Source organism: Pseudomonas sp. BNK-15 (genome assembly GCF_047456105.1).
Taxonomy (GTDB): domain Bacteria; phylum Pseudomonadota; class Gammaproteobacteria; order Pseudomonadales; family Pseudomonadaceae; genus Aquipseudomonas; species Aquipseudomonas putida_E.
This window is the reverse complement of the sequence record NZ_CP179898.1, coordinates 115,557-142,389: the sequence shown is the minus strand read 5'-3', so window position 1 is coordinate 142,389 and position 26,833 is coordinate 115,557. Positions and strand designations below refer to the sequence as shown.

General features: G+C 67.1%; 10 protein-coding genes. 1 reads left to right on the top strand and 9 read right to left on the bottom strand.

The annotated features are described in order from the left end of the window. Positions 1-50: 50 nt before the first annotated feature. The 6 genes from ACMGF5_RS00580 to pvdM form a co-directional block, all read right to left on the bottom strand. On the bottom strand, positions 51-8,588 hold the full coding sequence (locus tag ACMGF5_RS00580) for an amino acid adenylation domain-containing protein (protein WP_414157495.1): 8,538 nt from the start codon (positions 8,586-8,588) through the stop codon (positions 51-53). Beyond that, complete coding sequence (locus ACMGF5_RS00575; RefSeq protein WP_414157494.1) at positions 8,588-15,001, bottom strand: amino acid adenylation domain-containing protein; 6,414 nt, start codon at positions 14,999-15,001, stop codon at positions 8,588-8,590. Before ACMGF5_RS00575 ends, ACMGF5_RS00580 begins: the two co-directional genes overlap by 1 nt. Positions 15,002-15,120: 119 nt before the next feature. Next, the gene (locus ACMGF5_RS00570) at positions 15,121-16,776 is read right to left on the bottom strand and encodes a cyclic peptide export ABC transporter (RefSeq protein WP_046785267.1); all 1,656 of its coding nucleotides are present in this window, start codon (positions 16,774-16,776) and stop codon (positions 15,121-15,123) included. Between the two features lie 74 nt (positions 16,777-16,850). After that, positions 16,851-17,732 (bottom strand): formylglycine-generating enzyme family protein, encoded by an 882-nt coding sequence (locus ACMGF5_RS00565; RefSeq protein ID WP_115274266.1) that lies wholly within the window; start codon positions 17,730-17,732, stop codon positions 16,851-16,853. A 12-nt stretch (positions 17,733-17,744) separates the two neighbouring features. Then, positions 17,745-19,016 carry an aminotransferase class V-fold PLP-dependent enzyme gene (locus ACMGF5_RS00560; protein ID WP_115274267.1) on the bottom strand — a complete coding sequence of 424 codons (1,272 nt, stop codon included), beginning with the start codon at positions 19,014-19,016 and terminating at the stop codon, positions 17,745-17,747. Positions 19,017-19,033: 17 nt separating this feature from the next. Next, complete coding sequence (gene pvdM, locus ACMGF5_RS00555) at positions 19,034-20,380, bottom strand: pyoverdine-tailoring dipeptidase-like protein PvdM (protein ID WP_414157493.1); 1,347 nt, start codon at positions 20,378-20,380, stop codon at positions 19,034-19,036. A 216-nt stretch (positions 20,381-20,596) separates the two neighbouring features. Here pvdM and ACMGF5_RS00550 point away from each other — a divergent pair, with 216 nt between their 5' ends. After that, positions 20,597-22,225 carry a PvdJ/PvdD/PvdP-like protein gene (locus ACMGF5_RS00550; protein ID WP_414157492.1) on the top strand — a complete coding sequence of 543 codons (1,629 nt, stop codon included), beginning with the start codon at positions 20,597-20,599 and terminating at the stop codon, positions 22,223-22,225. Between the two features lie 31 nt (positions 22,226-22,256). Here the strand turns inward: ACMGF5_RS00550 and ACMGF5_RS00545 are convergent, their stop codons facing one another. Genes ACMGF5_RS00545 through ACMGF5_RS00535 form a run of 3 tightly spaced genes read right to left on the bottom strand, consistent with a single transcriptional unit; the run spans position 22,257 to position 26,807 of the window. Continuing rightward, the gene (locus ACMGF5_RS00545) at positions 22,257-23,660 is read right to left on the bottom strand and encodes an efflux transporter outer membrane subunit (protein ID WP_204918501.1); all 1,404 of its coding nucleotides are present in this window, start codon (positions 23,658-23,660) and stop codon (positions 22,257-22,259) included. A gap of 3 nt (positions 23,661-23,663) precedes the next feature. Then, positions 23,664-25,628 (bottom strand): MacB family efflux pump subunit, encoded by a 1,965-nt coding sequence (locus tag ACMGF5_RS00540; protein WP_414157491.1) that lies wholly within the window; start codon positions 25,626-25,628, stop codon positions 23,664-23,666. Next, complete coding sequence (locus ACMGF5_RS00535) at positions 25,629-26,807, bottom strand: efflux RND transporter periplasmic adaptor subunit (RefSeq protein ID WP_115275505.1); 1,179 nt, start codon at positions 26,805-26,807, stop codon at positions 25,629-25,631. Positions 26,808-26,833 lie beyond the last annotated feature (26 nt).

The window sequence follows — 26,833 nt, the reverse complement described above, 5'->3', positions numbered from 1 at the left end:
TTCACATTGTTGGATAAGGGCCCGGCCGCGCAGGGCGGCCGGGCGCAGGCTCACAGGGTTGGTGCGGCCACCGGCTGCAGGCGGTGAAGCACGGTTTCGAGCAGTGCACCATGGCTGACGATGGCGTAGTGATCTGCGGCCAGGCACTGGCTGGAGTGGATCGCGTGGCGCGCTTCGAAGGCCTGGCAGACGCCCGCTTCGCTGCTCTGTGCCCACCAGCAGTCCAGGCTGGCGCGTACCGCAGGCAGGGCGTGCACTTGCAGCGACAGGGCCTTGAGGGTCATGGCCACGGTAAACGTGCGCGCCAGATCCTCGCTGCTTTGCAGGCCGTCCATGGCCTCTGCGCCCAGGCTCCGCTCGATCAGTGCCTGCAGCTGCGTGGCATCGGCATTGGCCGCTACCGGGAACAGCGGCAGGCTGTCGGCCGGGCGGCCACTGACCACGGCGAGGAAAGCGCGCAGGTCGCCGCCGCAGTCTTCGTCCAGGGCCGCACCTGGCTCACCCGGTACATACGGGTCAACCAGACCAAGCAGGTCGATCTGCTGGCCCTGGCTCTCCAGCTCGCGGGCCACCAGCAGCGCCAGGGTGCCACCCAGCGACCAGCCCAGCAGGCGGTAGGGGCCTTGGGGCTGCTTCTGGCGGATGTACTGGGCGTAGTCGATGGCCATGGCTTCGAGCGACTCGTCCTGCCACTGGCGGTCGAGCAGCATGCGGTTCTGCAGGCCATAGACACTGCAAACGCCGTCCAGCCGCTGAGCCAGTGCGCGGTAGTCGAACACCGTGCCGAAGCCTGCATGCAGGCAGAACAGCGGTGCCTGGCGTTCGACCTTGCGGTTGAGCAGCAGCAGTGGGTCGAGCGCCGCCTGCTCGCGCGCCTCGGCCGGGCACAGTTCGGCGATGGTCGGGCGGGCGATCAGGTCGCGCAGCTTCAGGTTCAGGCCCAGTTGCGGTTGGTTGCGCAAGCGCGAGAGCACCTTGAGCACACCCAGTGAATCGCCCCCCAGTTCGAAGAAATGATCACTCACCCCAACCTGCTCCAGGCCCAACACATCGGCCCATATCGCCGCCAGCGCACGCTGGCGGTCATCCGCCGGTGCCTGGTACTGGCGTTCGCACATGAGAGGCTCGGGCAGTGCGCGGCGATCGACCTTGCCATTGGGGGTTAGCGGCAAGGCATCGAGCACCATCAGTTGCGCCGGTACCATGTAGTCCGGCAGTACCTGGCGCAGGTACTCGAGCATCGGGATGACAGCCCGCTCGCCGTCGCCACGTACCACGTAACCGACCAGCTGCTTACCGTTGGCACCCTCGCGCGCCACCACCACGGCATCGAGCACGTTGGCGATATCGCGCAGGCGCGCCTCGATCTCACCCAGTTCGATGCGAAAACCGCGGACCTTCACCTGATTGTCCAAACGCCCGAGGTAGTCGAACACCCCGTCCGGGCGCTGGCGTACCAGGTCACCGGTGCGGTACAGGCGCCCGCCAGTGGCGCTGAACGGGTCGGCGACGAAGCGCTCGGCACTCAGCCCCGGGCGGCGGTGATAGCCACGGGCAAGGCCCTCGCCACCGATGTACAGCTCGCCGGCCAGGCCTGCCGGCAGCGGGTTGAGGCAATCATCCAGTACATGCAGCGTGCGGTTGCCCACGGCCACGCCAATGGGTGCATACACCGCTTCGCAGCGCGCCGTCACCGGCACCTTCCACAGCAGTGGGGTGACCACGGTTTCGGTAGGGCCGTAGCCGTTGGTGAGGTACTGCGGTTTGAGCACCTGCTTGACCTGCTCGAAGTTGGCATCGGCCACTGCATCGCCGCCGAAGCAGTAGATGCGCACAGGGGGCGGGGCCGGTTGTGCCTGGCCATATTCGGCCAGTTGCTGAAGATAGGCCGGCGGGAAGCAGGCGATGCTGATGGCCTCGGCATGCAGCACGTCCCAGGTCTGCTGCGGGGTCCACAGGGTGTTGCCACGCACCACCAGCAAGCCCCCGCTGATCAGGGTCGACAGCCAGCGCTCCTGGGCACCGTCGAAGGCGAACGACATGAACAGCAGTTCGCGGGTCGACGGGCCCATTTCATAGCGTTCGATGATCGCCTGGCAGTGCATGCGCAGCGGGCCTCGGGCCACGGCCACGCCCTTGGGGTTACCGGTGGAGCCGGAGGTGTAGATCATGTAACTGAGCTGATCGTCCAGCGCCTGCTGTTGCGGCGCGTGACGCTGCGCGGACAGCTCGCACCGGTCCAGGTCCAGGCGGCGCTCGGGGGCGATGCCCAGGCGCTCGCCGATAACGCTGTCGGTCAGCAACAGGGCCACGTCGGCGTCGCCGATGATCCACTGCAGGCGTTCGGCGGGGTAATCGATGTCCAGCGGCACATAGGCCGCGCCAGCCTTCATCACCGCGTAGAAAGCAACGATGGTGCGCACCGAGCGGTCCAGGGCGATGCCCACCCGGTCCTCGCGCCCGATACCGCGTTCGAGCAGGGTCCAGGCCAGGCGGTTGGCCTGCTCTTCCAATTGCCCGTAGGTCAGTTGCACCCCGTCGCAGCGCACTGCCACCTGGTCTGCACGCTCCTTTGCATGACGGCCGATCAGGCTGGCCAGGTCATGCTGTGCTGTATCGCAGGGCTGTGCGTGTGGCTGCACGACGGTGTCGAGCAGGCCGAGCGTGCCGACTGCCGCCTCGGGGTGGCTCAGCAGGCGTTCGAGCAAGGCTTCGAAGTGGCGGCGGATGGCCTGCACCTGCTGCGCCTGGAAATGGTCCAGGCGGTAGAGGAACTCGATACGCAGGCGGGTATTGAGGTGCACCGCCAAGTCCATCGGGTAGTTGGTGACGTCGCGCAGTTGCGCTTCGCCGAAACGCAGGCCGGCGGCACCGGCCGATTGCAGGCGTTCATCGATGGGGTAGTTCTCGAACACGATGATGCTGTCGAACAGCGCCTGGCCGTTGCTCTGGGCCCAGCGCTGGATGTCCACCAGCGGCGTGTGCTCGTGGTCGCGCACTTCCAGGTTGCAGGTCTGCAACTGTTGCAGCCAGTCCTGCACCGCTTGTGCCGGGTGCGGTGCCTGGATGATCGGCAAGGTGTTGATGAACAGCCCCAGCAGGCTGTCGGCACCCGGGAGGCTGGCCGGGCGACCGGACACGGTGGCGCCGAAGCACACGGTCTGTTGGCCGGTGTAACGTTGCAACAGCAGCACCCAGGCAGCCTGCACCAGGGTGTTGGGGGTTACGCGCAGGCGCTGGGCCTGCTCGCGCAGCCAGGTGGTGCGCTGCTCGTCCCAGTGCAGGTAGAGCGCGCCGTGGCCTTCCTGGGCGCTGCGGCTGCCGGCCGCACCGGCCAGCTGGGTGGGGGCCTGCAGCTCGGCCAGGCGTGGCCGCCAGAAGGCTTCGCTGGCCTGTTGCGCCGGCGCCTGCAGCCAGCGGATGTAGTCGCTGTAGCGGCCTTGCTGAGCCGGCAACGGCTGGCCGGCGTAGCACTGGAACAGTTCACCGAGCAGGCGTGACTGGCTCCAGCCATCCATGAGGATGTGGTGGCTGGTCAGGATCAGTTGGTGGCGCTCGTCATCCAGGCGCACCAGCAACAGGCGCAGCAGGGGCGGGGCGAGCAGGTCGAACGGGCGGCGGCGCTCGGCTTCGGCGGCGGCGGCCAGGCGCGCCGGCTCGACGGCCTGGCCACGCCAGTCCAGCTCCCGGGCGTCGAGCTGGCCCTGGCGCAGCACCACCTGCAGTGGCTCGCTCAGCTGCGGCGCCTGCCAGAAGGCACTGCGCAGCATCTCGTGGCGCTCCACCAACCGGCCCCAGGCGGCGATGAAACGCGGCGCCTCCAGGCCTTGGACCTCGACGCTGGTCTGGTTGATGTAGAAGTCCCCGGCACCGGCATCCTGGGTGTGGAACAGCATGCCCTGCTGCACGGTGGACAGCGGGTAGATGTCCTCGACCTGGTCGCAGGCGAAGGGCAACAGGGCCAGCTGGGCCTGGCTCAGGCGGGCCAGCGGCACGTCCGAAGGGGTCAGGCCCCGGCGCACGCCCTGGCCGCACAGGGCCACGGCCTCGCGCAACTCGGCGGCGTAGTCATCGGCCAGGCGCTGCAGTTGAGCCGGCTCGAACATGCGCTGGCTGAAGCTCCAGTTCAAGCGCAGCTCGCCGTCGAACACCTGGCCATTGAGCGCCAGCCAGTTCTGCAGCGGTGCATCGGCGCTGTGTTCGCGGCCTTTGTCTGCCGGGATCGGCCGCATCAGCGTGGCGGCATCGTCGTTGCCACTGTCGAACTGGCCCAGGTAGTTGAAGGTGATACGCGCAGCGGGCAGCGCGGCCAGGGCCTCACGTATTGCCGGGCTGGCGAAGCTGCGCAGGGCACCGAAGAAAGCACCTTTGCCCGGCAGGGCGCGCAAGTGTTCCTTGGTCAGCATGATCGCTTCGGCCAGCGAGCTGCCGGCGCTGATGCGGGCCGGGTAGAGGCTGGTCAGCCAGCCGACGCTGCGGGTCAGGTCGGCCTCGAAGTCGGCGAAGGCTTCGCGGCCATGGCCTTCGAGTTCCACCAGATGGTCATCGGCGCCGGTCCAGCGTTGCAGCACGCGGGCGAGGGCGGCCAGCAGCAGGTCGTTGATCTGCGTGCGGTAGGCGGCCGGGCAATCCTTGAGCAGGCGCGTGGTGGTCGCGGCATCCAGATGGGTGGTGACGCTGCGGCTGTCGCGCAGGCGCAGCGCAGCGTCGGCATCGATCACCGGCAGCGTGCTGTCGATATCGGCGCACTGGCGTTGCCAGAAGGCGGCTTCCTGCTCCCCGGCCGGGCTCTGTGCGTGCGCTTGCAGGCGCAGGGCCCAGTCCTGCACCGACAGGGTACGCGGTGGCAGCGCGCAGGCCTGGCCGGCAGCCGCCTGGGAATAGGCACTTTGGAGGTCTTCAAGCAGGATGCGCCAGGACACACCGTCAACGGCCAGGTGGTGGATCACCAGCAGCAGGCGCAGCTCACCGTCGACCACCCCCTGCACTGCGCGCAGCAACGGGCCTTGGGCCAGGTCGAGGCTGCCCTGAGCACGGTCGCACAGGCCCTGCCAGCTGTCGCCCTGGCTTGGCTCGAACAGCCAGAGCACGTCGTCGTCGGGCACGTGCGGGGCAAAGTGTGCCTGCCACTCGCCTTGCACCTGGCTGAAGCGCAGGCGCAAGGCATCGTGGGTGGCCAGCAGTGCAGCGAGTGCCTGGCGCACATGGGCCGGGGCCAGCGCCTGGTTGGCCTTGAGCATCACCGACTGGTTCCAGCGCTGCGCCTGTGGTACGGCCTGGGCGAAGAACTGCTGTTGCATCGGCAGTAGCAGGCTGCGACCGCTGGCGGGCAGGTATGCGGCCTCGGCCGGTTCGGCCTGGGTCAGGGTGACGTGGGCCAGCGTGCGCACGGTCTGGTGGCTGAACAGGTCTTTGGGGGTGAAGTGCAGGCCGTCGCGTCGAGCCTGGCTCACCAGTTGGATGGACACGATCGAGTCGCCGCCCAGCTCGAAGAAGTTGTCATCAATGCCCACGTGCTCACGCTTGAGCACCCGCTGCCAGACCTGCACCAGGCGTGCCTGCAGTTCATCTTCGGCGGCGCTGTAGCTGGCCTGGGCCTGAGCCAGCCCCGGGGCGGGCAGGGCCTTGCGGTCGAGTTTGCCATTGGGGCTCAGCGGCATGCGCTGCAGGAACAACCACTGGTTGGGCACCATGTAGTCGGGCAGGTGGGCCAGCAGTGCCTGGCTCAGCTGCTCGCGCTCCGGCAGCGGTGTGCCGGCCTTGGCCACCAGGTAGGCGACCAGCTGGTTGTCCACGGCCAGCACGGCGGCCTCGTGGATGGCGGGTTGCTCCATCAGGCGCGCTTCGATCTCGCCGAGTTCGATGCGCAGGCCGCGGATTTTTACCTGGTGGTCGATGCGCCCGCAGTACTCGATCACGCCGTCGGCGCGGTAGCGCGCCAGGTCGCCCGTGCGGTACATGCGTGCGCCAGGCTGGAACGGGCAGGCAACGAAACGCTCGGCGGTCAGTGCCGGGCGTTGGTGATAACCGCGGGCAAGGCCCACGCCGCCCAGGTACAGCTCGCCGATGACGCCCGCGGGTTGCGGCTGCAGGCCGGCATCAAGGATCCAGCAGGCCAGGTTGGCGATCGGATTACCAATCGGTACGCCGGTCTTACCCTCGTCACGGCAGGTCCAGTGGGTGACGTCGATGGCCGCTTCGGTGGGCCCGTACAGGTTGTACAAGCGGGCCTGCGGCAGTTGCGCGAATACTTGCTGCTGCGCCTCCACCGGCAGTGCTTCGCCACTGCAGGCGATGCGCTGCAGGCTGCTGCAGCGGGCAACCTGGTCGTCGAGCAGGAAGGCCTGCAGCATCGAGGGCACAAAGTGCAGGGTGGTGACCTGATGCTGGACGATCAGTTGTACCAGGCGCGCCGGGTCGCGGTGGTCACCCGGTGCGGCGATGGCCAGGCGGGCGCCGGTGATCAACGGCCAGAAGAACTCCCACACCGACACGTCGAAGCTGAAGGGGGTCTTCTGCAGCACTGTGTCGCTGGCATCCAGGCCGTAGGCCGCCTGCATCCACTGCAGGCGGTTGGCCAGGGCCTGGTGGCTGTTACCCGCGCCTTTCGGCCGGCCGGTGGAACCGGAGGTGTAGATGACGTAGGCCAGTTGCTCGGGCGCGCACGGCAGGTGCGGATCGTGCTCGGGCTGCGCGGCCGGCGCCTGGTCGAGCAGGAGCACGGGCAGCCCGTGCGGCAGCGGTAGGCGATCGCGCAGGTGCGACTGGGTCAGCAGCAGGCTGATGCCACTGTCTTCGACCATGTAGCTCAGGCGCTCGGCGGGGTATTCAGGGTCCAGCGGCACGTAGGCGCCGCCGGCCTTGAGGATGGCCAACAGGCCAACCACCAGTTCCAGGCTGCGCTCGGCGGCGATGCCGACCGGCGTGTCCTGGCGCACGCCTTGGGCGATCAGGGCGTGGGCCAGCCGGTTGGCCTGACGGTTGAGCTGGGCGTAGCTCAGCGCGCTGTCGCCGAACAGCAGTGCGGTGGCATCGGGTGTGCGGCGTGCCTGGGCTTCGACCAAGGCATGGACCGACGGCGTGGCAGGGTAGGTGTGGGTGGTGGCGTTCCACTGGGTGAGCAAGCGCTGGCGTTCTTCATCGGCCAGCAGTGTCACCTCGCCAAGCGCCTGCTGCGGGGCATGCACCACTTGCGCCAGCAGGCGCAGCCAGTGGTCACCCAGGCGTTGGATGGACGTGTGGTCGAACAGGGCTGTGGCGTAGGTCAGGCTCGCACTCAGGCCCAGGGCGTCCTCAAAGGTGTTGAGGGTCAGGTCCAGCTGCGCGGTCTCGCCTGCCAGTGGCAGCGGCTCGATGGCCAGGCCGTGGCCGAGGGCCGTTTCGTTCGGCTGGGGCGCGCCGACCTGATGGTTGAACATGACCTGGAACAACGGGTTGTGGCTGAGGTTGCGCTCGGGCTGCAAGGCCTCGACCAGTTGCTCGAAGGGCAGGTCCTGGTGGGCCTGGGCCTGCAAGGTGGTGGTTTTGACCTGGTCGAGCAGTTGCTCGAAAGACAGGGTCGGCTGGCACTGGCCATCGATGACCAGGGTGTTGACGAAGAAGCCGATCAGGTCTTCGGCCTCGACCCGGTTACGGTTGGCGCTGGGCACGCCGACGCGGATGTCCTGCTGGCGGGTGTAACGGTGCAGCAGGGCCATGAACGAGGCCAGCAGCACCATGAACGGTGTGGCCTGGCGTGCCTGGGCCAGCTGGCGCACGGCCAGGGCCAGGGCCGGCGGGATGGCCAGCGGCAGGCGCGCACCGTCGAATCGCTGCACGCTCGGGCGTGGCCGGTCCAATGGCAGTTCCAGCACTGGCACTGCGCTGCCCAGGCGCTGGCGCCAGTAGTCGAGCTGGCGTTCCTGCTCGCCGGCTTCCATCCAGTGGCGTTGCCAGATGGCGTAGTCGGCGTACTGCAGCTGTGGTTCTGGCAACTGGCTGGTCAGGCCCTGGCTGAAGCGGGCGTAGCAGTGGGTCAGCTCCTTGACCATCACCTGCATCGAGCGGCCGTCGCTGATGATGTGGTGCTGCACCAGCAGCAGCACATGGTCATCGCTGCCCACTTGCAGCAACTCGGCACGCAGTAATGGGCCGCAGGCCAGGTCGAAAGGTTCACGTACCCGCGCCTGGATATGGGCCTGTACGGCCTGCTCATCGAGCGTGGTGAGCGTCAGTGCCAGCGCGACGGTGCTGTCGACCTGCTGCGCGACGCCTTGCTCGTCTTCGACGAAACGCGTGCGCAGGCTGTCATGGCGGCGCACCAGCGCCTCAAGGCTGGCCTGCAGCGCAGCGACGTTCAGGGCGCCGCGCAGGCGCAGGGCGCAGGGGATGTGATAGGCGCTGGCCTGGCGGTCGAACTGCCAGAGGAACCATTGACGTTGCTGGGCGAACGACAACGGCAGGCGGTCGAACGCTTCACGTACCTGAGGGATCGGCAGGCTGGCCACCGACAGGCCTTCCTCGCGCATCTTCAACAGGTACTGCCGGCGCTTTTCCAGCGGCAGCAGGACAAAGCGCTTGGCAATTCTCGAAGCGGCAGTGCTGTCCATCAGTGTTCCTCCATTTCGTCGAGCCAGGCTTCGAGGGTGTCGAGCTTGTTTTCATCGACCGCAGTTGTAGTGGTGTCCAGGTGAAGCGCCAGGGCTTGAAGGGTCGGATGCTGGAACAGGGCCTGAGGGGTCAGCTCGCGGCCCAGCTCCAGCTGGATGCGCGAAACGACGTTGATCACCAGCAGCGAATGCCCCCCCAGCTCGAAGAAGTCGTCGTCCAGGCCCACGGCCTGCACGCCGAGCACCTGTTGCCAGATGCCGGCCAGTTGCTCCTGCAACGGTGTGTGGGGGGCGCGGAAGGTGCGTTGGGCGTTGCTGTCGGCTGGTGCCGGCAGGGCACTGCGGTCGAGTTTGCCGTTGACGGTCAGGGGCAGCTGTTCGAGCCACATGCAATGGGCCGGCACCATGTAGTCGGGGAGCTGCGCCTTGAGCGCGGCGCGCAGGGCGCCGGTGTCGCCGCCCTGGCCTGCATGCGCCACCAGGTAGGCGAGCAGGCGGGTGCCGGCGGGCCCCTGGTCGGCGATCACCACTGCCTGCGCCACCGTCGGCTGCGCTAGCAGGCTGGCCTCGACTTCGCCCAGTTCAATACGGAAGCCGCGGACCTTCACCTGTTGGTCGATGCGCCCGATGTATTCGAGGGTGCCGTCGCTACGGCGGCGCGCCAGGTCGCCGGTGCGGTAAAGGCGGCTGCCGGGCTGGGTGGAGAACGGGTTGGCGATGAAGCGCGTGGCGCTCAGCCCGGCGCGGTTGAGGTAGCCTCGGGCGAGGCCCGCCTGGCCGATGTACAGCTCGCCGACGCAGCCCGCCGGAACCGGCTCGAGTTCGCCGTCGAGCAGGTAGCCGCTGAGGTCGTCGATCAGTTCGCCGATCGGGCTCACCGTGCGGTTCAGGTCATCCAGGCCAATCGGTCGATAGGTGACGTGCACAGTGGTTTCGGTGATGCCGTACATGTTCACCAATTGTGGCCGCTGTGCGCCGAAGCGCTCGAACCAGGGGCGCAGTGCAGCCACGTCGAGCGCTTCGCCGCCGAAGATCACAAGGCGCAGGGCAAGGTCTGCCGAGGTGGCGCTGCACGCGGCCTGGGTCAGTGGTTTGAAAGCCGAAGGTGTCTGGTTGAGTACGCTTACACGCTCGTCCACCAGCAGTTGCAGGAAGCCCTGCGGGTCGCGGCTCAAGGCCTGCGGCACGATCACCAGGCGGCCTCCATGCAGGAGCGCACCGAAGATCTCCCACACCGAAAAGTCGAAGGCAAAGGAGTGGAACAGGGTCCAGACGTCATTGTGGTCGAAGCGGAACCAGCGATCGCAGGCGCTGAACAGCCTCAGGACATTGCGCTGGCTGAGCAGCGTGCCTTTGGGCAGGCCGGTGGAGCCGGAGGTGTAGATGATGTAGGCGAGGTTGTCGCCGCTGCTGCGCGGCGCGGGATTGGCCACCGGCTGGTCGTCGTAGCCGGCCTCCAGGTTCAGGCGCAGCAGCCCGTCGTACTCTGGCAGTTCGGCGAGCAGGCCTGGCTGGTCGAGCAGCACCTTGATGCCGCTGTCGCGGACCACGAAGGCCAGGCGCTCTGCCGGGTGCGCGGGGTCGAGCGGCACGTAGGCGCCGCCGGCCTTGAGGATGGCCAGCAAGCCGACGATCATCGCGAAGCCGCGCTCGGCCGCCAGGCCCACCGGCACCTCGGCGTCCACGCCTGCCGCGATCAGGCGGTGTGCCAGGCGGTTGGCGCGCTGGTTGAGCTCGGCGTAGCTCAAGGCCTGGCCCTGATAGCGCAGGGCAACAGCCTGCGGCTGCCGTTGTACCTGGGCTTCGATGCGTGCCGCCAGCGCTTGCGTTTGTGGGTGGGCGACCGGCGCGCCGTTCCAGGCGTCCTGGACCTGCGAGCGTTCGGCCGGGTCCATCAGGGCCAGTCGTGCGAGCGGCAGCCCTGGCTGGGCCAGGGCCTGTTCGAGCAGGTTCAGCCAGTGCCTGGCCAGGCGTTGCAGGGTGGTGGCGTCGAACAGCATGCGGTCGTAGGTAAAGCTGGCGCTGAGGCCGTGTTCACCCTGGGCCGTGCTTAGCGCCAGGTCGAACTGGGCCTCCTGCGGCTGGCTGTCCAGTGCCTCCAGGTGCAGCGCACCCAGTGGCGCGGCATCGGCCGCCTGGTGGTGGTTGTACAGCACCTGGAACAAGCCCTGTTGCGGGCCGCGCTGGGGCAGCAGGGCTTCGAGCAGTTGCTCGTAGGGCAGGTCCTGGTGGTCTTGGGCTTCGACCATGGCCTGGCGGGTCTGCGCCAGCAGCCCGGCAAACGACAGGTCGGCCGTGCAGTCGGCGCGCAGCACCAGCGTGTTGACGAAGAAGCCGATCAATTGCTCGGTTTCCAGGCGGTTGCGGTTGGCCACCGGTACGCCGATGCGGATGTCCGGCTGGCCGGTGTAGCGGTGCAGCAGGGCCTGCCAGGCCGCCAGCAGCACCATCGGAACTGTCGCCTGGTGCGCGCTGGCGAAGCGTTGCACGGTTTCGCCCAGTGCCGTGGGCAATGCCAGATGCAAGCGTGCTGCCGGGCGCTTGGCGTTGTCGCGACGGGGGTGATCGCAGGGCAGCTCGAGCACCGGTTGCTCGCCGGCCAGGCGTGTGCGCCAGTAGGCCAGCTGGCGCTCGCGCTCGCCGTCATCCAGCCAGCGACGCTGCCAGGCAGCGAAGTCGGCGTATTGCAGTGCCAGTGCGGGCAAGGCTTGGCCTTGATAGAGCGCGCACAGCTCGCGGACCATCACCTGCATCGACCAGGCGTCGGAGACGATGTGGTGCTGCACCAGCACCAGCACGTGGTGGTCGGCCGCCAGGCGCGCCAGCCCTACACGCAGCAGCGGGCCGTTGGCCAGGTCGAAGGGCTGGCCGAGCAGGCCTGCGATAAAGGCTTGGCACTGGCTTTCTTCAAGTGGCTGGCCCTGCAGGTTCAGCGACCAGGGGGCGAGGATGTGCTGGCGCGGCCGTTCACCTTCGAGGGTGAAGCAGGTGCGCAGCGCTTCATGGCGGGCAATCAGCTGGTCGAATGCTCGGCTCAGGGCGGTGACATCCAGCGGGCCGCGCAGGCGCAACACGCTGGGAATGTGGTAGGCGCTGCTTTCTGGGGCCAGCTTCCACAGCAGCCACTGGCGCTCCTGGGCGTAAGACAGCGGCAGTTGGTCGCGCGCGGTCTGCACCGGCAGGGCCAGCGGCGTAGCCTTTTGCAAATGCGCCAGGGCCTGGCAGAAGTCGCCCAGGCGCGGCTGGTCGAACAGCAGGCGCAGGGGGAAGTTCAGCGCCAGCTCATGGCGCAGGCGCGAGACTGCCCGCGCCACCAGCAGCGAATGGCCGCCCAGGGCGAAGAAATCATCACCCAGCCCGACGCGTTCGGCCTTTAGCAGCTCGGCCCAGGTGGCCGCAACCTGGCGTTGCAGGTCAGTGGTCGGCGCCAGGTAGCGAGCCTGCGCCGGGCTTTCATCGACCACCGGCAGGGCCTTGCGGTCGAGCTTGCCGTTGGGTGTCAGCGGCATGGCCTGCAACAGGTGCAGGCGTGCTGGCAACATATAGCCTGGCAGTTGCTCACGCAGCGGCGCCAGGCAGTGTTCGATGAAGGCCTGGCTGTCGGCGGGCCTGCTGGCAGGCACCACATAGGCGACCAGTTGAGCCCCATCGACGCCGTCGCGGGCGACCACTGCGGCTTCGCGCACCGCGTCCAGGGTGAGCAGGGCCGCTTCGATCTCGCCCAGCTCGATGCGAAAACCACGGATCTTCACCTGATGATCGACCCGGCCAAGGAAGTCCAGGCTACCGCTGGCGTGGCGGCGCGCCAGGTCGCCGGTGCGGTACAGGCGCTCGCCGGGCTTGCCATAGGGGTGCGGCACGAAGCGTTCGGCGGTCAGGCCGGGGCGCTGGTGGTAACCCTGGGCCAGGCCGTCGCCGCCGATGTACAGGTCAGCCGGCACCCCCGGGGGGCTGGGCAGCAGGTTGCCGTCGAGCAGCAACAGGCCGGTGCGCTCGATCGGCTGGCCCAGTTCGGGGCGGGCGCTGGCGCGGGCCAGTGCGTGGCGCGCCGACCAGATGGTGGTTTCGGTCGGGCCGTACAGGTTCCACAGCGCGGCGCAACGGGCCAGCAGCCTTACCGCCAGGTCATCGCCGAGCGCTTCCCCGCCGCATAGCGCGGTCAGTGCAGGCAGGCGTTGGTCGGGGTCATTGTCGAGCAGCATGCGCCATGTCGACGGGGTGGCCTGCAGCACGTCGACGTGCTCGCTGATCAGCAGGTCGAGGATTGCCGCCGGGTCCTGCACGGTGTGCTTGTCGGCCAGCACCATGCACGCCCCGGTGCACAGTGGCAGGTACAGCTCCAGGCCGAAGATGTCGAAGGAGCAGGTGGTGATGCTCAGCAGGCGCTGGCCCGGGTGCAGGCCGGGGGCTTTGGCCATGGCCGCGACGAAATTGGACAGTGCGCCATGGGGCACCATCACGCCCTTGGGGTTGCCAGTCGAACCGGAGGTATAGAGCACGTAGGCCAGTTGCTGCGGTGGGCAGTCCAGGGCCAGGGCCGGTTCGGGCTGGTGCGTGGCCTGCAGGTCGAAGTCATCGAGCAGCAGTACCTGCTGGCCTGGCGTTGGCAGGGCAGCCAGCACCGAGGCCTGGCTCAGCAGCAGGGGGGCGCCGCAATCTTCAAGCATGTAGGCCAGGCGTTCGGCGGGGAACTGGGGGTCCAGCGGCACATACGCCGCGCCGGCCTTGAGGGTGGCCAGCAAGGCGACGACCAGCGGCGCGCCGCGCTCCAGGGCCACCGCCACTCGCTCGCCCGGGCGGATGCCGGCGGCTTGCAGCCGGCGGGCGAGGTGCTCGGCGGCGTTGTCGAGGGCGCGGTAGCTCAGGCGCGTGTCGCCGGCGACCAGCGCAACGGCCTCGCCGTGGCTGCGCGCCAGGCGTGCGAACTGCTGGTGCACGGCCAGGCCGTCGAGGGCATCGCCAGCGGGGCCCTGTGCGGCCGCCAGCCACTGTTCACGCTGCAAGGCAGGTTGCGCATGAAGCTCACCGATTGCGCACTCGGGGTGGTCGAGCATGGCCTGGAGGATGGCCAGCCAGTCCTCGCCCAGCCGCAAAGCGGTGGCTGCCTCGAACAGCGCGGCATCGTAGTCGAGGCTGATGCCGAGCCGCTCGCGACCCGCCTGAACGTTGAGGCTGAGGTCGAACTTGGCGGCAGTCGGCGCACTGGGCAAGGGCTCGATGTGCAAACCTGCGAAACCGGCCGGGGGCTGCTCGGCATTGTCGCTGGTCCAGTTGAACAGGCAGTGGAACAGTACGCCGTTGGTGCCTTGGCGTTGTTCGGCAAGCGCTTGCTCAAGCGGGTAGTCGGCATGTTCCAGGCACGCCAGGGCGTGCTTGCGCACCTGCTCGAGCAGGCCGGCCACGGACTGGCGTGGGTCCAGGCGTGCCCGGTGGATCTGGCTGTTGACGAAAAAGCCGATCAGGTCCTGTACCTGTTCCTGGGTGCGCCCGGCATTGGGCACACCAACGATGAAATCCTCCTGCCGGGCATGGCGGCCAAGTACCAGTTGCCAAGCGGCCAGCAGCACCATGAACGGCGTCAGGCCATTGGCCCGGCAGGCTGCCTGCAGCTGGCTGAACAGCGCGGCGGGCAACGCCAGGGTGCAGGTCCCGGCGGCGGTGGCGGGGCGGCTGTCGCGCGGGTGATCGGTGGGCAGTTCCAGCCGTTGCAGGCCACCTTGCAGGTACTGGCGCCAGTAGCTGGCGGCGCGTTCGTGGGCCGGGCTGGCCTGGTAGACGCCGCGCTGCCAGTGGGCGAAGTCCAGGTACTGCACCGCTGGGCGAGGCAGCTGACAGTCACTGCCGGCGCAGGCGTTGGCGTAGGCCTGCGAGAGGTCGCGCAGCAGCACCGGATTGGACCAGGCATCACTGACGATGTGGTGGCTGGTCAGGGCCAGCACATGGCGTTGCGCGCCCAGCTGGTACAGGCAGGCGCGCAGCAGTGGGGCCTGGGTGAGGTCGAACGGGGTGGCGGCTTCGGTGTGCAGCGCCTCGCGCAGCACGTGCTGTGGTTGGCTGCGCAGGTCGACGCAGCGCAGGTTCAGCCGCGCTGCGCGGTCGACCTGCTGGCGTGGCTGGCCCTGCACCTCGTTGATGCGGGTACGCAGGATGTCGTGACGGTCGATGACCCGGTCCAGTGCCTGTTGCAGGTCTTGCGCCTGCAGCGGGCCCTGGAGCAAAAAGGCGCGCGGCTGGTTGTAGGTGGCGGCATCGGGGTCGAGCTGATCGAGCAGCCACAACTGCTCCTGGGCGAACGACAGCGGCGCGTGGTCGGCGCCGTGGGCAATGATGCCGGCAGGGGCAGCGACGGTTTCGTCGAGCTCGCAGAGCAGGGCCAGCAGCGCGTCATCGGTGGATTGGTTCTGGGGTGTCATCTCGGTCTCGCCATCACTGGAGAATTAAGCGTACTGAGAGAGACGAAGGGGCAGGGGGGTGATTTAGGCAGGTGACGAAACAGCTGCACCCGGCGCGCGTGGGGCGCGCCGGGTGGGGCTCAGGCGAGGGCGGGTGCGTGTTCGACGACGACTTTGCCGGCCTGCAGCCGCACCAGCTGGTCGGCGATGTCGAAGTAGCGGTCATCGTGGGAAATGACAATGATGGTCTTGCCCAGGCGCTTGAGGTCCGGCAGCAGCTCGGTGTAGAAAATCCGCCGGAAGGTCGGGTCCTGGTCGGCGGCCCATTCGTCGAACACCAGCACCGGGCGCTCTTCCAGCCAAGCGTTGATCAGCGCCAGGCGCTTGCGCTGGCCGGTGGACAGGTCGGTGGTGCTGAACGCACCGTCCTTGACGCTGACCTTGTGGGCGATTTCCAGGCGCTCCAGGTAGCGGTTGGCGTCTTCGGGGATGTGCGTGTCCCCCTGCACCACATCATCGAACAGGTAGTAGTCGGCAAACACCGTGGTGAACAATTGCCGGTAGTCGTCGCGAACCTGTGCGTCGACGGCCTGGCCGTTGAGCAGGATCTGCCCCTGTTGCGGCGTGTACAGGCCCAGCAGCAACTTGATCAGGGTGGTCTTGCCACAGCCGTTTTCACCGACCACGAAGACGATGTCGCCCTGGGCGATGCGCAGGTTCACCGGCCCTACCTGGAACGGTTGGGCACCGGGGCTGGCTTGATAGGCATAGCTCACCTCGCGCAATTCCAGGCTGTCGACCACGACAGGCTTGTTGCCGTGGTCCTCCAGCAGCAGGTGCGCTTCAGGCGAAGAAAACTGCTCGGAAAGCTCGGCGATACGGCGAAAGGCGATTTGCGCGCGGCTGACCACCGGCAAGGTACCGATCAGGTGTTCCAGCGGGCCTTTCATGTACAGCAGCACCAGCACGAAGCCGCTGATGGCCTTGGGGTCGGCGCTTGGCCAGAGGAACTGCAGGGTCAGGCCCAGGCCGATGACCACGAAGAACAGCATGGAGCCGAAGCTCTTGGCAATGACGAACGTGTTGATCGAGCGGACCTGAGTGGCGCAGATCGCGTCGGCGGTGTCCTGGATGCCTTGGCGGAACATGCGCTGGCGCCGCGGGCGGTGGATGCGCAGCTCCTTGGCCCCCTCGGCGATGGCGTGGTAGTGCTTCTGCAGCCGGTCTTCCGCGTCGCGCGCCGCCATGAAGCCTTTGATGCCACGGCCTCGAGCGATGTACTGGACGACACTGCCGATACCGATTGCCAGCAGCATCATCAGGAACATCGGCAGTGACAGGGTGGCCAGGTAGCCGAGGCAGCCAAGGGTTACGGTCAGCGAGATTGCCAGGGGCGCAAAGGCGAAGGCGAAGTCGCTGATGGTATCGACGTCATGGGTCAGTACCGGGATCAGGCGGTGGCTGCGGAAACGTTCGATCTGCTCGATCGGGGCCGACAGCACCTTCTCGCCCAGGGCTTTGCGCAGTTTGGCGATGATGTGCTGGCCGACGTAGTTGGTGCCGATGTCGGAGCAGATCGAGCTGGCCAGAGCCAGCGCACACAGCCCGGCGAAGCCGAGGATCACGCTGTTGCTCAGGCCGCCGTCGGCGTGCAGGCCACTGTTGATGGTGGCCAGCAGTGCGGTAACGCTCAGGCCGCCGACCATGCCCATGACGACCGACAGGGTGACGATCGGCCAGAACGGTTTGAGCAGGGTGAATAGCTCGCTCAGCGCCCCGCGGGTTTTGGAGGTCATGTTGAATTCCTGGATCAGAGGCAAAAGTACATCGTTATGACGAGTGGCCCGCGGGGCAATTTAACCGCGTACCGTCACAGGTCGCGGACCACCCGCACACCCAGCCAGTCACCCAGGCGGCCCGGGAAATTGGTGTTGCGGTTGCCGGAGCGGGAGAAGATCGGCGCCTCGCCCCAGTCGTTGCCGCGGATACTTACCACCTTGCAGCTGTCCTTGGCCCGGCTGGCCTGGCCCCAGGCACTGCCGTCGGCCGGGGCGCCTTCATAGCTGTTGTGGTAGCAGTCGGCGACCCATTCGTAGACATTGCCGTGCATGTCGTACACGCCAAAGGCGTTGGCCGGGTAACTGCCCACGGGCGAGCTATAGCTGTAGCCATCCTTGGGGCCATAGACGTTGGCGTGCTGGCTGATTTCCAGGGTGCTGTCCGGGTCGATCGGGAAGGGGAACATACCGGTGCTGGCGCCGCGTGCGGCATATTCGCGTTGGGCCTCGCTGACCATGCGGTAATGCTTGCCGGTCTTTTTCGACAGCCAGGCCACGTAGTCCTGCACATCGTGGTAGCTCATGCACACTGCCGGTTGCTGCGGGCCCTGTTTGTAACTGGGCTTGCTGGCGGTGCAGCGGCGGCCAGGGCGATCGTCGCCGTCGGCGATGCGTGTGCCCGTGGCCTTGAGGTAGCCGTCCCATTGCTCGGCGGTCACCTGGAAGCGGCTGATGGCGAAGGGCTTGGCGAAGGTCACCGCATGCTGCGGACCTTCGTCATCCTGGCGCCCCATTTCGTCGGCCGGGGTGCCCATGTTGAAGGTGCCGGCGGGCAGTACCACCATCTCCGGGCAGAGCTTGTCGCAGTCACGGAACACCGTGCCAGGGGTATCGGCGGTTTGTGCTGCCAGGGCCGGCAGGCTGCAGGCGGCCAGCAGGCCGGCCAGGGTCAGGCGATGCAGGGAAGCGGTCATGGTGATGCCTTGTCAGAGTTGTTGGGTAATCAGGGCCATGGCCCGGTCGATCTGCTGCTCGTCATTGAGCAGGCTGGGGGCCAGGCGGATCACCGGGCCGACATCGCGATACACCGCATCGCACATCACCTTGTTGGCAGTGAGGTGGGCGGCGACGGCGTCGGCGTCGCGGTCCTTGATGCGGAAAAACGTGAAACCGGCCGAATAGCGCTCGCTGCGCGGTGTCACCAGCTGGACCTGACGGTGCTCGGCGAGGCGCGCCTTGAGCAGGCTGTTGAGCTGGTGGATGCGCTGTTGCACGTCGGCCTTGCCCAGCGCCAGGTGCAGTTTGAAGGCCTCGTTGGTGGCCCAGCGGTGTTCGAAGGCGTGGTAGCCGCCAGGGGTCATGATGGTGGCGAAGTCTTCATCGCGGGAGAACGTGGCGATGGTCGGGGTGAGGTGCTCCATGCCGGTGGAGGCTGCGCAGATGATGCCCGTACCGCGCGGGCCGAACATCCACTTGTGGGTGCCGGCGATGAAGTAGTCGCAGTTGAAGTCGGCAAAACGCACGTTCTCCACACCGAAGCCGTGCACGCCGTCGACCACATAGAGAATGCGCTCGGCTTCGCTGCGGTTGCGGTTGTGCTGGCGCACCAGCGCGCCGATCTCACCCACCGGCAGCTTGACGCCACTGCCGGAGTGCACCCAGGTCATGCCCAGCACGCGGGTGTGCGGCTGGATGGCTTTGTCCAGGGTGCTCAGCACCTGGTCGGTGGAGACTGTCCATGGGTCGTCGAACAGGCGGATCTTGCGGGTCAGGGTGCCCTGGCGCTGGGCGCGGAAGGCCAGCGCCTTGTGGGTGGAGTAATGCTCGTGCTCGGTGACCAGGATTTCCTGGTGGGCGCCGACCTTCAGGCCGCCATAGATCATCGCCAGGCCTTCGGTGGTGCTGCCGGTCAGGGCCACCTGGCGCGGCTTGACCTCAAGGTAGCGCCCGGCCCACTCGCGCACCTCGTCCTCGCGCTGCCATTCGTACTGGCTTTCCCAGTCCATCAGGGCGGCGGGGTTGCGGTCCAGCGCGGCACGGTGGCGGTCGATCGCTGCCTGTACCGGGCGCGGGTGGGCGGTCACCAGGAAGTTGGCGAAGTGCGCGACCTGTGGGTCGAGCGGGAACAGCGTGCGCAGGTTGCGCCATTTGTCGGGGCCGCTCAGTGGTGTGCTGGCGCCAGCCAGGGCCTGGGGCAGCAGTGGCAGGCTCGCGGCCAGCAGGCCGGCCTGTTTCAGGAAACTACGGCGGTTGCTCATGGTAGGCAGGGCTCGGCTCAACGGTTGGCGACAGGCTGGGCAGCGCTCTGGACTTGCTCCCAGGCGCGCAGGAAATTGCCCGCCCAGAGCTTTGCAATGTCCGTTTCGCTGTAGCCGCGGGTCAGCAGTTCGGCGGTGACGTTGCTAATTTCGCTGACGTCCTTCCAGCCCTCCAGGCCGCCACCATCGTTGAAGTCCGAGGCGATGCCGACGTGGTCGATACCCACCTTTTTCACGGTGTAGTCGATGGCGTCGACATACTGTTTCAAGGTTGCTTTGGGTTCGTCTTCGAGGATGGCGTACAGCGAGCTTGCATACTCGCCGAAGCGTGCCTCGGGCCAGATGGCGATCACCGCGTCGCCCGGCATCAGGGCATTGGTCAGGCCTTGCAATGGTTGCAAGTCGAAGCGCGCACGCAGGGCATCGAGCTTATCCACCACCGGCTGGGTCAACGGCTTTAGGTACTGACCGAAGCCGACCACCTGAATCACGCCGCCGCTCTGCTTGATCAGTTGCATCTCCTTGTCGGAGAGGTTGCGCGGGATATCCACCATCGCCCGCGGTGCCGAGTGCGAAGCGACGATTGGCGCGCGCGTCAGGCGAGCGACATCTTCGAGTGCCAAGGTGGACATCTGTGACACGTCGATGATCACCCCCAGGTCGTTCAGGCGTTTCACTGCCTGCTCGCCCAGCGGTGACAGGCCGCCGAGGGCGTCGGCGGTGTCGTTGAAGAACGGCAGCGGCCGCGAAGAATCGGCCCAATCGTTGTTGCCGACGTAGCTGAAGCCGAACATGCGCATGCCACGTGCTGCCCACAGGTCGAGCTGCGACAGGTCGTGGCCCAGTGGGTAGGCATTGAGCATGCTGATGAAGATGGCGAACTTGCCTTCGCCGTTGAGGCGCCGGAAGTCGTCAGGGGTGTAAGCGATACCGACCTGGTTGGGGAAGTCTCGGACCATGCCGGTGATGATCTTGTAGCGCCCTTCCTGTTCTTGCCGGGCGGCATCGACGAAGCCGGGGGTTGGGCGGTGCGGGGCGTTCGGGCCGTTCCAGATTTCCGGCCAGCCGAACACGGTCAGGGCGGCACCAGAGAGGCGGCCGCGGTTGGCCTTGGCCAGGTCGAACTGGCCCGGGCCATCCTTGTCCACTTCGTGCCCCTCGCTGCCCATGCTCAATGGCACGGTGATATGGCTGTCGAACGAGAGCATGTGCTCGTGCAGCTCCTCAGCCTGCTGCACGATCTTCAGCGGGTAGCCTGCGTGCAGGTGCCGCCAGTAGAAGTAGCCAGCGGCACTTGCCAGGGCAACGGTCAGGGCCAGGGGCAGGCCGATGTAAAGGGCTTTGCGGGAACGGGTCTTGGTCATTGCCATCTCGTTGCGCGGTGATCGGGGCGGCTGCCGGCTCAGGGTTTGCTGCGCGGGCAGGGCTTGGGTATCAGGTGGACGAACAACGGCGGGGCAAATTTATCGTTGGCTGCGCCACAGGCCGTCCGCCCGCGGCGGTAAATTTTGCCCACTGCACAACGTTCTAGCCTTGGACGGGCCGTGCTCCATGGCCGCAATGAATGCTCAGGTAGTGCAATGACGATTTCTCGACGCGGGTTCATCGCCGGTGTGGCATTGACAGGCGTGGTGGTGCCCGGTGCGCTGTATGTGCGGCACGTGCAGCGCCAGCAGTTCGACGAGCAGTTTCCTGAAACTCCGGGCGAAGCCGTTGTCGAACTTGCCGATGCGCCCCTGCAGCAGTTGGGCGACACCTTGCGCGGGTGCTGGCGCTGGACAGCGCAGGGCAGGGACGCAGGGCTGCACGGTTTGCCTGATGGGGAGCTGGAGCTGTTGCTAGACGTTGCCCACAGTGGGCGTGGCCTGCGTGGTTACTTGGACACGCCCGAGCGCCTGCGTGGTCCGCAAGAGCCGCGCTATCGCGTGATGGGCGACCTGCTGGGGGGCAAACCAGGGACACTGCGCTGGCGGCTGTTTTCGACGCAGCCGGGCCAGGAGCAGGCGAACTATGAGTGCCAGGTGGTCCTAGACGAGGCTTGGGGCGGGTTCGGCAACGCCGGTCAGGCGACACTCAATGGCCGCATCCTGCCGCTGGACCGCGCACTGACGCTGCCCGAGCAGGACAACCGGTTTCTTGCGCTCAAGCGGCCTTTCCCCGAGGCCCGCGAACGGGCGCCCCTGGCACCGGCCTTGCTGGCGAGGCTGATCGCGCCGGAGCATCGATTGTTCCACCAGCTCTGGCATGCCGCGCGCGACAAGTGGCACAAGCTGGACGAGGACAAACAGGCAGCGCTGCGCGGCCTGGGCTGGCAGCCAGGGCCGCGGGGCCATGAACGCGATGCGCGGGGCCGGCACAAGGACCGCAACGGTTCGGGCGTGGATTTTTTCTTCATGCACCGGCACATGCTGGGTGCTGCCCGGGCCCTCCAGGACCTACCCTCCTGGCCGCGTTTTCCGCTGCCGCAGCCGGAGCTTGAGCGCGACCGTATCGGCTTCGCCCGCTATTTCGACAACCATGATGGCAATGCCCTACCGCCTACCTGGCTGGCTTCGGACGATGCCGCGTACACCCAATGGGTGCGCGATATAAAGACGCCCGAAACGTTCCATGCCAACTTCCAGGTCTGGGAGTCGAAGTACACTGATCCGCACTACCTGAGCACGCTTACGCTGGGGCAGTTCGGGTCGGAAATGGAGCTGGGTTTGCACGACTGGCTGCACATGCGCTGGGCTTCGGTGCCGCGCGACCCTTCCAGTGGCCTGCCAGTGCCCTTCGCTCGCAAACCGGAGGATTTTGCCGCGCGTTGGTTCCAGGCCGAGAACGACTTCCTCGGCGACCCGTTTTCATCCCATGTGAACCCGGTGTTCTGGCACTTCCACGGCTGGATCGACGACCGTATCGAGGATTGGTTCCGTGCCCATGAGCGGGTCCACCCGGGCCAGGTCAGGCGCCTGGAAGTCAATGGTGTGCCGTGGTTCGCGCCTGGGCGCTGGGTCGAAGTGGCCGACCCGTGGCTGGGGCCAGACACCCACGGTTGCTCGACGGTACCGGGGCTGCGGCCTGGGCGCAGCGTGGAGATGGACCCTGAGACCATGAAGCTGGCGTTGCGCATCATCTTTGGCGACGATGACCTGTTCGCCAAGCTGCGGCCGAAAGTCCCGCAACGCCCCTGGTACGCGCGCAATCTGAAACTGGCTCAGCGCTGAAAAAACCGGCCGCAAGCCGTGCGCGGCCTTTTCAGTGCGGTACCTGCCAGCCACCCCCAAGCGCCTTGTACAGCGCCACGCTGCCCTGCAGGCGGGCCAGGCGCAACTGCGCTTGCTGGTCCTGGGCCAGGTAGAGCGTGCGCTGGGTCTCCAGCACGGTCAGCAGGGTCTCGGCGCCAGCCCCATAGCGCCGTTGTGCCAGGTCGAAAGCCAGGCGTGCCTGCACTACTTCCTCGTCCTGCCACAGCCGTTGACGCTCCACACCCTCAATGGCGTTAAGGGCTTTTTCAACATCGGCAAAGCCGGCGAGGATGCTGCTGCGATAGTTTTCCAGCAGTTCATCCTGCTCGGCTTCGGCCAGCGCGCGTGAGGCGCGCAGCCGGCCGTTGTTGAAGATGGGCGCGACCAGGCCGGCGGTGAGTGTGTAGTAGGAACTGTCGAGCACCTGGGCAAAGGTGTTCGCGCCCGTGCCAAGGTTGGCGCCAAGCGTCAGCTTCGGCAGCATGGCCGCCCTGGCCACCTGCACATTGGCGTTGGCGGCGGCCAGGCGCGCTTCGGCAGCGGCGATGTCGGGGCGGCGAGTCAGCAGCTCGCTGGGAACGCCGCTGCCGATTGCCGGCCACTGCACAGTGGTGATCGGTTGGTGGCTGACCGGCAAGGCCTGCACCGGGTCACCAAGCAAGGTGGCGAGGGTGATGCGGCTGTCTTGCCGCTTTTGCTCGAGCAGCGGCACCTGGCGCTCCTGAGCCGCCACCAGGCTGCGCTGCTGGGCCAGTTCAAGGCGGGTGGCGGACCCTGCACGCTGGCGGGTTTCGACCAGGTTGAGCACCTCACGTGCATTGCGCAGGTTAAGGCGTGCGATGCGCAGCTGTTCTTCCAGGGCGATGCCTTGCAGGTAGCTGTCGGCAACCGCACTGACCAGGGTCAGCTCCACTGTCTGGCGGTCGAAGCGGCTGGCGTCGAGGCCGTGCAGCGCGCTCGCCCGAGCCGCGCGCAGGCCGCCCCAGAAGTCGAGTTCGTAGCGGGCGGTAAGTTGCAGGCCGAAGGCTGTGTAGGTGGGCTCGCTGCTACTGACGTCCAGCTGGTCAGACCCTTCGCCGTGCAGCAGGCGTTGGCGGCTGCCATCGAGGCCCCCTTGCACCTCTGGCAGCAACGGCGCGCCAGCGATCACGGCGCGGGCCTGGGCCTGGCGTACGCGGGCCGCGGCAGCGGCGAGGTCATGGGCGTTGTGCTGCGCGCGCTTGATCAGTTGGTCCAGCTCGCTGCTGGCGAACGCCTGCCACCAGTGCCCCGATGGCAGTGCGATGGCGGGCGCAGCTGCCTCGCCTTGCCAGTGTTGCGGTGCGCTGATGCCGCTTGAGGGCGCAGGGGGTGTATTGCAGGCGGTGAGGCCCAGGCACAGGGTCAAGAGGCTGATGCGGCTTGGCAATGTCATGGATTATTCGCTGGTAAGGGCTTTGACCGGGTCGAGTCGGGCGGCCTTGCGTGCTGGCATGAAACCGAACACCACGCCGGTGATGGCGGCGCAACCGAAGGCGCCAAGGATGGCGGGCAGGGCGAAGGCGACGGCGACTTCGGCGAGTATCAGCGCGCCGCCGATCAGCAGCGCCAGCACGATGCCGGTCAACCCGCCGACCATCGACAGCATGACCGCCTCGCTGAGGAACTGGCGCAGGATGTCGCGCTGGCGTGCGCCGGTGGCCATGCGGATACCGATTTCACGGGTGCGCTCGCGCACGGTCATGAGCATGATGTTCATCACGCCGATACCGCCGACCAGCAACGAGATCGCAGCGATCGCCCCGAGCATCAGCGACAGGCTGTTTTGTGTGCGTGCCTCGGCCTGGATCAGTGCCGCATCGTTGGTCAGCTCGAAATCGTCCTTGCCTTGATGGCGCTTGCGCATCAGGCGGTGGATCGCTGTTTCGGTCTCGGCGACCCGGGCCGAGTCGGCTGCGGCGATGATCACGTATTCCGGGTCGTGGCTGCCGAACAGGCGCATGGAGGCGGCGGAATAGGGCACCACGATGCGCTCATCGCTCTTCTGGTCACCCGAACTTGCGCCCTTGCCGGCGAGCAGGCCGACGACCTGGAACGGCACGTTGCCGATCAGCAGGTACTGGCCCAGCGCGTCGGTGCCGGGTGCCAGCAGTTTGTCGCGGACTTTCTGGCCGATGACCGCCACGGCAGCGCCACTTCGTTCGTCGGCTTCGCTGAAAAAGCTGCCCTGCACGACCGGCCAGTTGAGGATGGCGGGGAATTCGACGTTGTTGCCGCCAACGTAGAACCTCTGGTTGTTGTTGCCGTGGCGCACCATCAGGTCGCCGCCGATGACCGGCATGACGCGCCGAACCTGGGGCAGTTCGGCGATGGCGGCGACGTCATCGAGGGTGACGATGCCGCCTGGCTCGCGCAGCGTCGGCGGGCGGCCGTTGAGGTAGAGGATGTTGGAACCGAACGCGGCCATCTGAGCCATGACCTGGCGTTTGCTGCCTTCGCCCACGGCCAGCATGACCACGACCGAAGCCACGCCAATGACGATGCCAAGCAACGTCAGGGCGGTGCGGAACCGGTTGATCCACATGACCCGCCACGCTGCCTGCAAGGCCTCGAGCAGCTCGCCTTTCCATGCGCCACGCACGGTCGCGCCGCGGTCCAGGCGCTGGCGCAGGTCATCGGCCTGCAGGCCTTGTTGCGCTGCAGCGGGAGGCTGGTCGCAGGCCGAGTCGCTGATCATCAGGCCGTCGCGGATTTCCACCACCCGGCGTGCCCGCGCCGCCACCTCGCGGTCGTGGGTGATCAGGATGATCACATGGCCCTGGCTGGCCAGCTCGTCCAGCAGGGCCATGACCTCGGTACCGCTGTGGCTGTCCAGGGCGCCGGTCGGCTCGTCGGCAAGGATGATATGGCCGCCATTCACCAGCGCGCGGGCAATCGACACGCGTTGCTGCTGGCCGCCGGACAATTGATGCGGGCGGTTGCCGGTGCGGCTGGCCAGGCCAAGGCGCTCAAGCAGGGCGGCTGCGCGGGCGTGGCGCTCGGCGGGCGGGGTGCCGGCGTAGATGGCCGGCATCTCGACGTTTTCCTGGGCTGAGCCTGAAGGGATCAGGTGGTAGCCCTGAAACACGAAACCAAAGGCTTCGCGGCGCAGCCAGGCGAGTTCGTCACTGCCCAGGTGGGCAACGTCCTTGCCGGCGAACAGGTAGTGGCCCGAGGTGGGGCGGTCGAGGCAGCCGAGGATGTTCATCAGCGTCGACTTGCCCGAACCCGACGCACCGACGATGGCGATGAACTCGCCGGGGTGGATGTTCAGGCTGATGCCGCGCAGTACGTCGACCTTGGGGGTGTCGATACCACCGTAGGATTTGCGGATGTCGCGCAGTTCGATCAGGGGAACGGCCATTCAACCTCCGCTGGCCAGGGGCGCACCGATGACCAGGCGCTCGCCTTCGCTGAGGCCATCGAGCACTTGCGCCCGCAGCCGGTCGCTGAGGCCGATGCGCACTGTGCGTTGTTCGACCTTGCCATCCTGGCCCAGTACCTGGGCCATGCGCAGGTCATCGGCCTCGCTGTCGTCCAGTGCCGCCAGCGGCGCGGTGAGTACCTGGCTGGCCTGGCCGGCGACGAAGAACACCTGGGTGGTCATGTCGGCCATCAACGCCCCATCAGGGTTGTCGACGTCGAGCAGCACGGTGTACTGCACCACCTGGCTGCCTGTCGTACCGGCGATCGCGCTGGCAGGGCCGCCGCCGCCCTGGCTGGTGTGCGCCAGTGGTTTGGGCGGGATTGGCAGGATCTGCCGCACGGTGCTGTTCCAGCGGCGTTTGCCGCCGGCTAGGGTGGTGAAATAGGCGGCCATTCCTGGTTTGACTTTGCCGATGTCGGCTTCGGACACCTGGGCCCACACGGTCATCGGCGAAAGCTTGGCGATCCGCAGAATCAGAGGCGTCTGCTGCTGGGCGTTGAGGGTCTGGCCTTCACGGGCATCCACCGCCACCACGGTGCCGTCCATCGGCGCATAGATGCGTGTATAGCCAAGCTCTGCCTCGTCGCTGCGCAGGTTGGCCTGGGCCTGACGGATCTGCGCCTGGATCATGTCGATACGGGCCTGGGTGACCTTGAGCTGGGCGTCGGCCGCCTGCAGGTCTTCCTCGCGTGTGGCGCCCGCGCCAGCCAGTTCGCGCTGGCGCCGGTACTGCTGCGTGGCCAGCAGGTACTGGGCGCGCTGCTCGGCCAGTTGCGCCTTGAGGTTGTCGATCGAGAACCGCCCGGCGTCCAGCCTGGCCTGCTGGGTAGAAGGGTCGATCTCCACCAGCAACTGCCCCGTGTGCACCTGATCGCCAGCCTCCACGTGCAGCTTGCGGATCTGCCCGGAGGCTTGGGCGCCTACATCCACATACCGTCGTGGCTGCAGGGTACCCAGGGCGGTGACGCTGCTTTCGATGTCCGCGCGGACGACTGCGACGGTACTCACGGGCACGGCACCCAGAGGGAGCGCCTTCCAGGCCAGCAGGCTGCCAAGGGCCAGCAGGCCGAAGCTGCCAGCCAGCAGGTGGCGGCGAATGTTGGGTATGCGTCTCATGCGGGCTTCCAGCCAAAGGGTGGCCA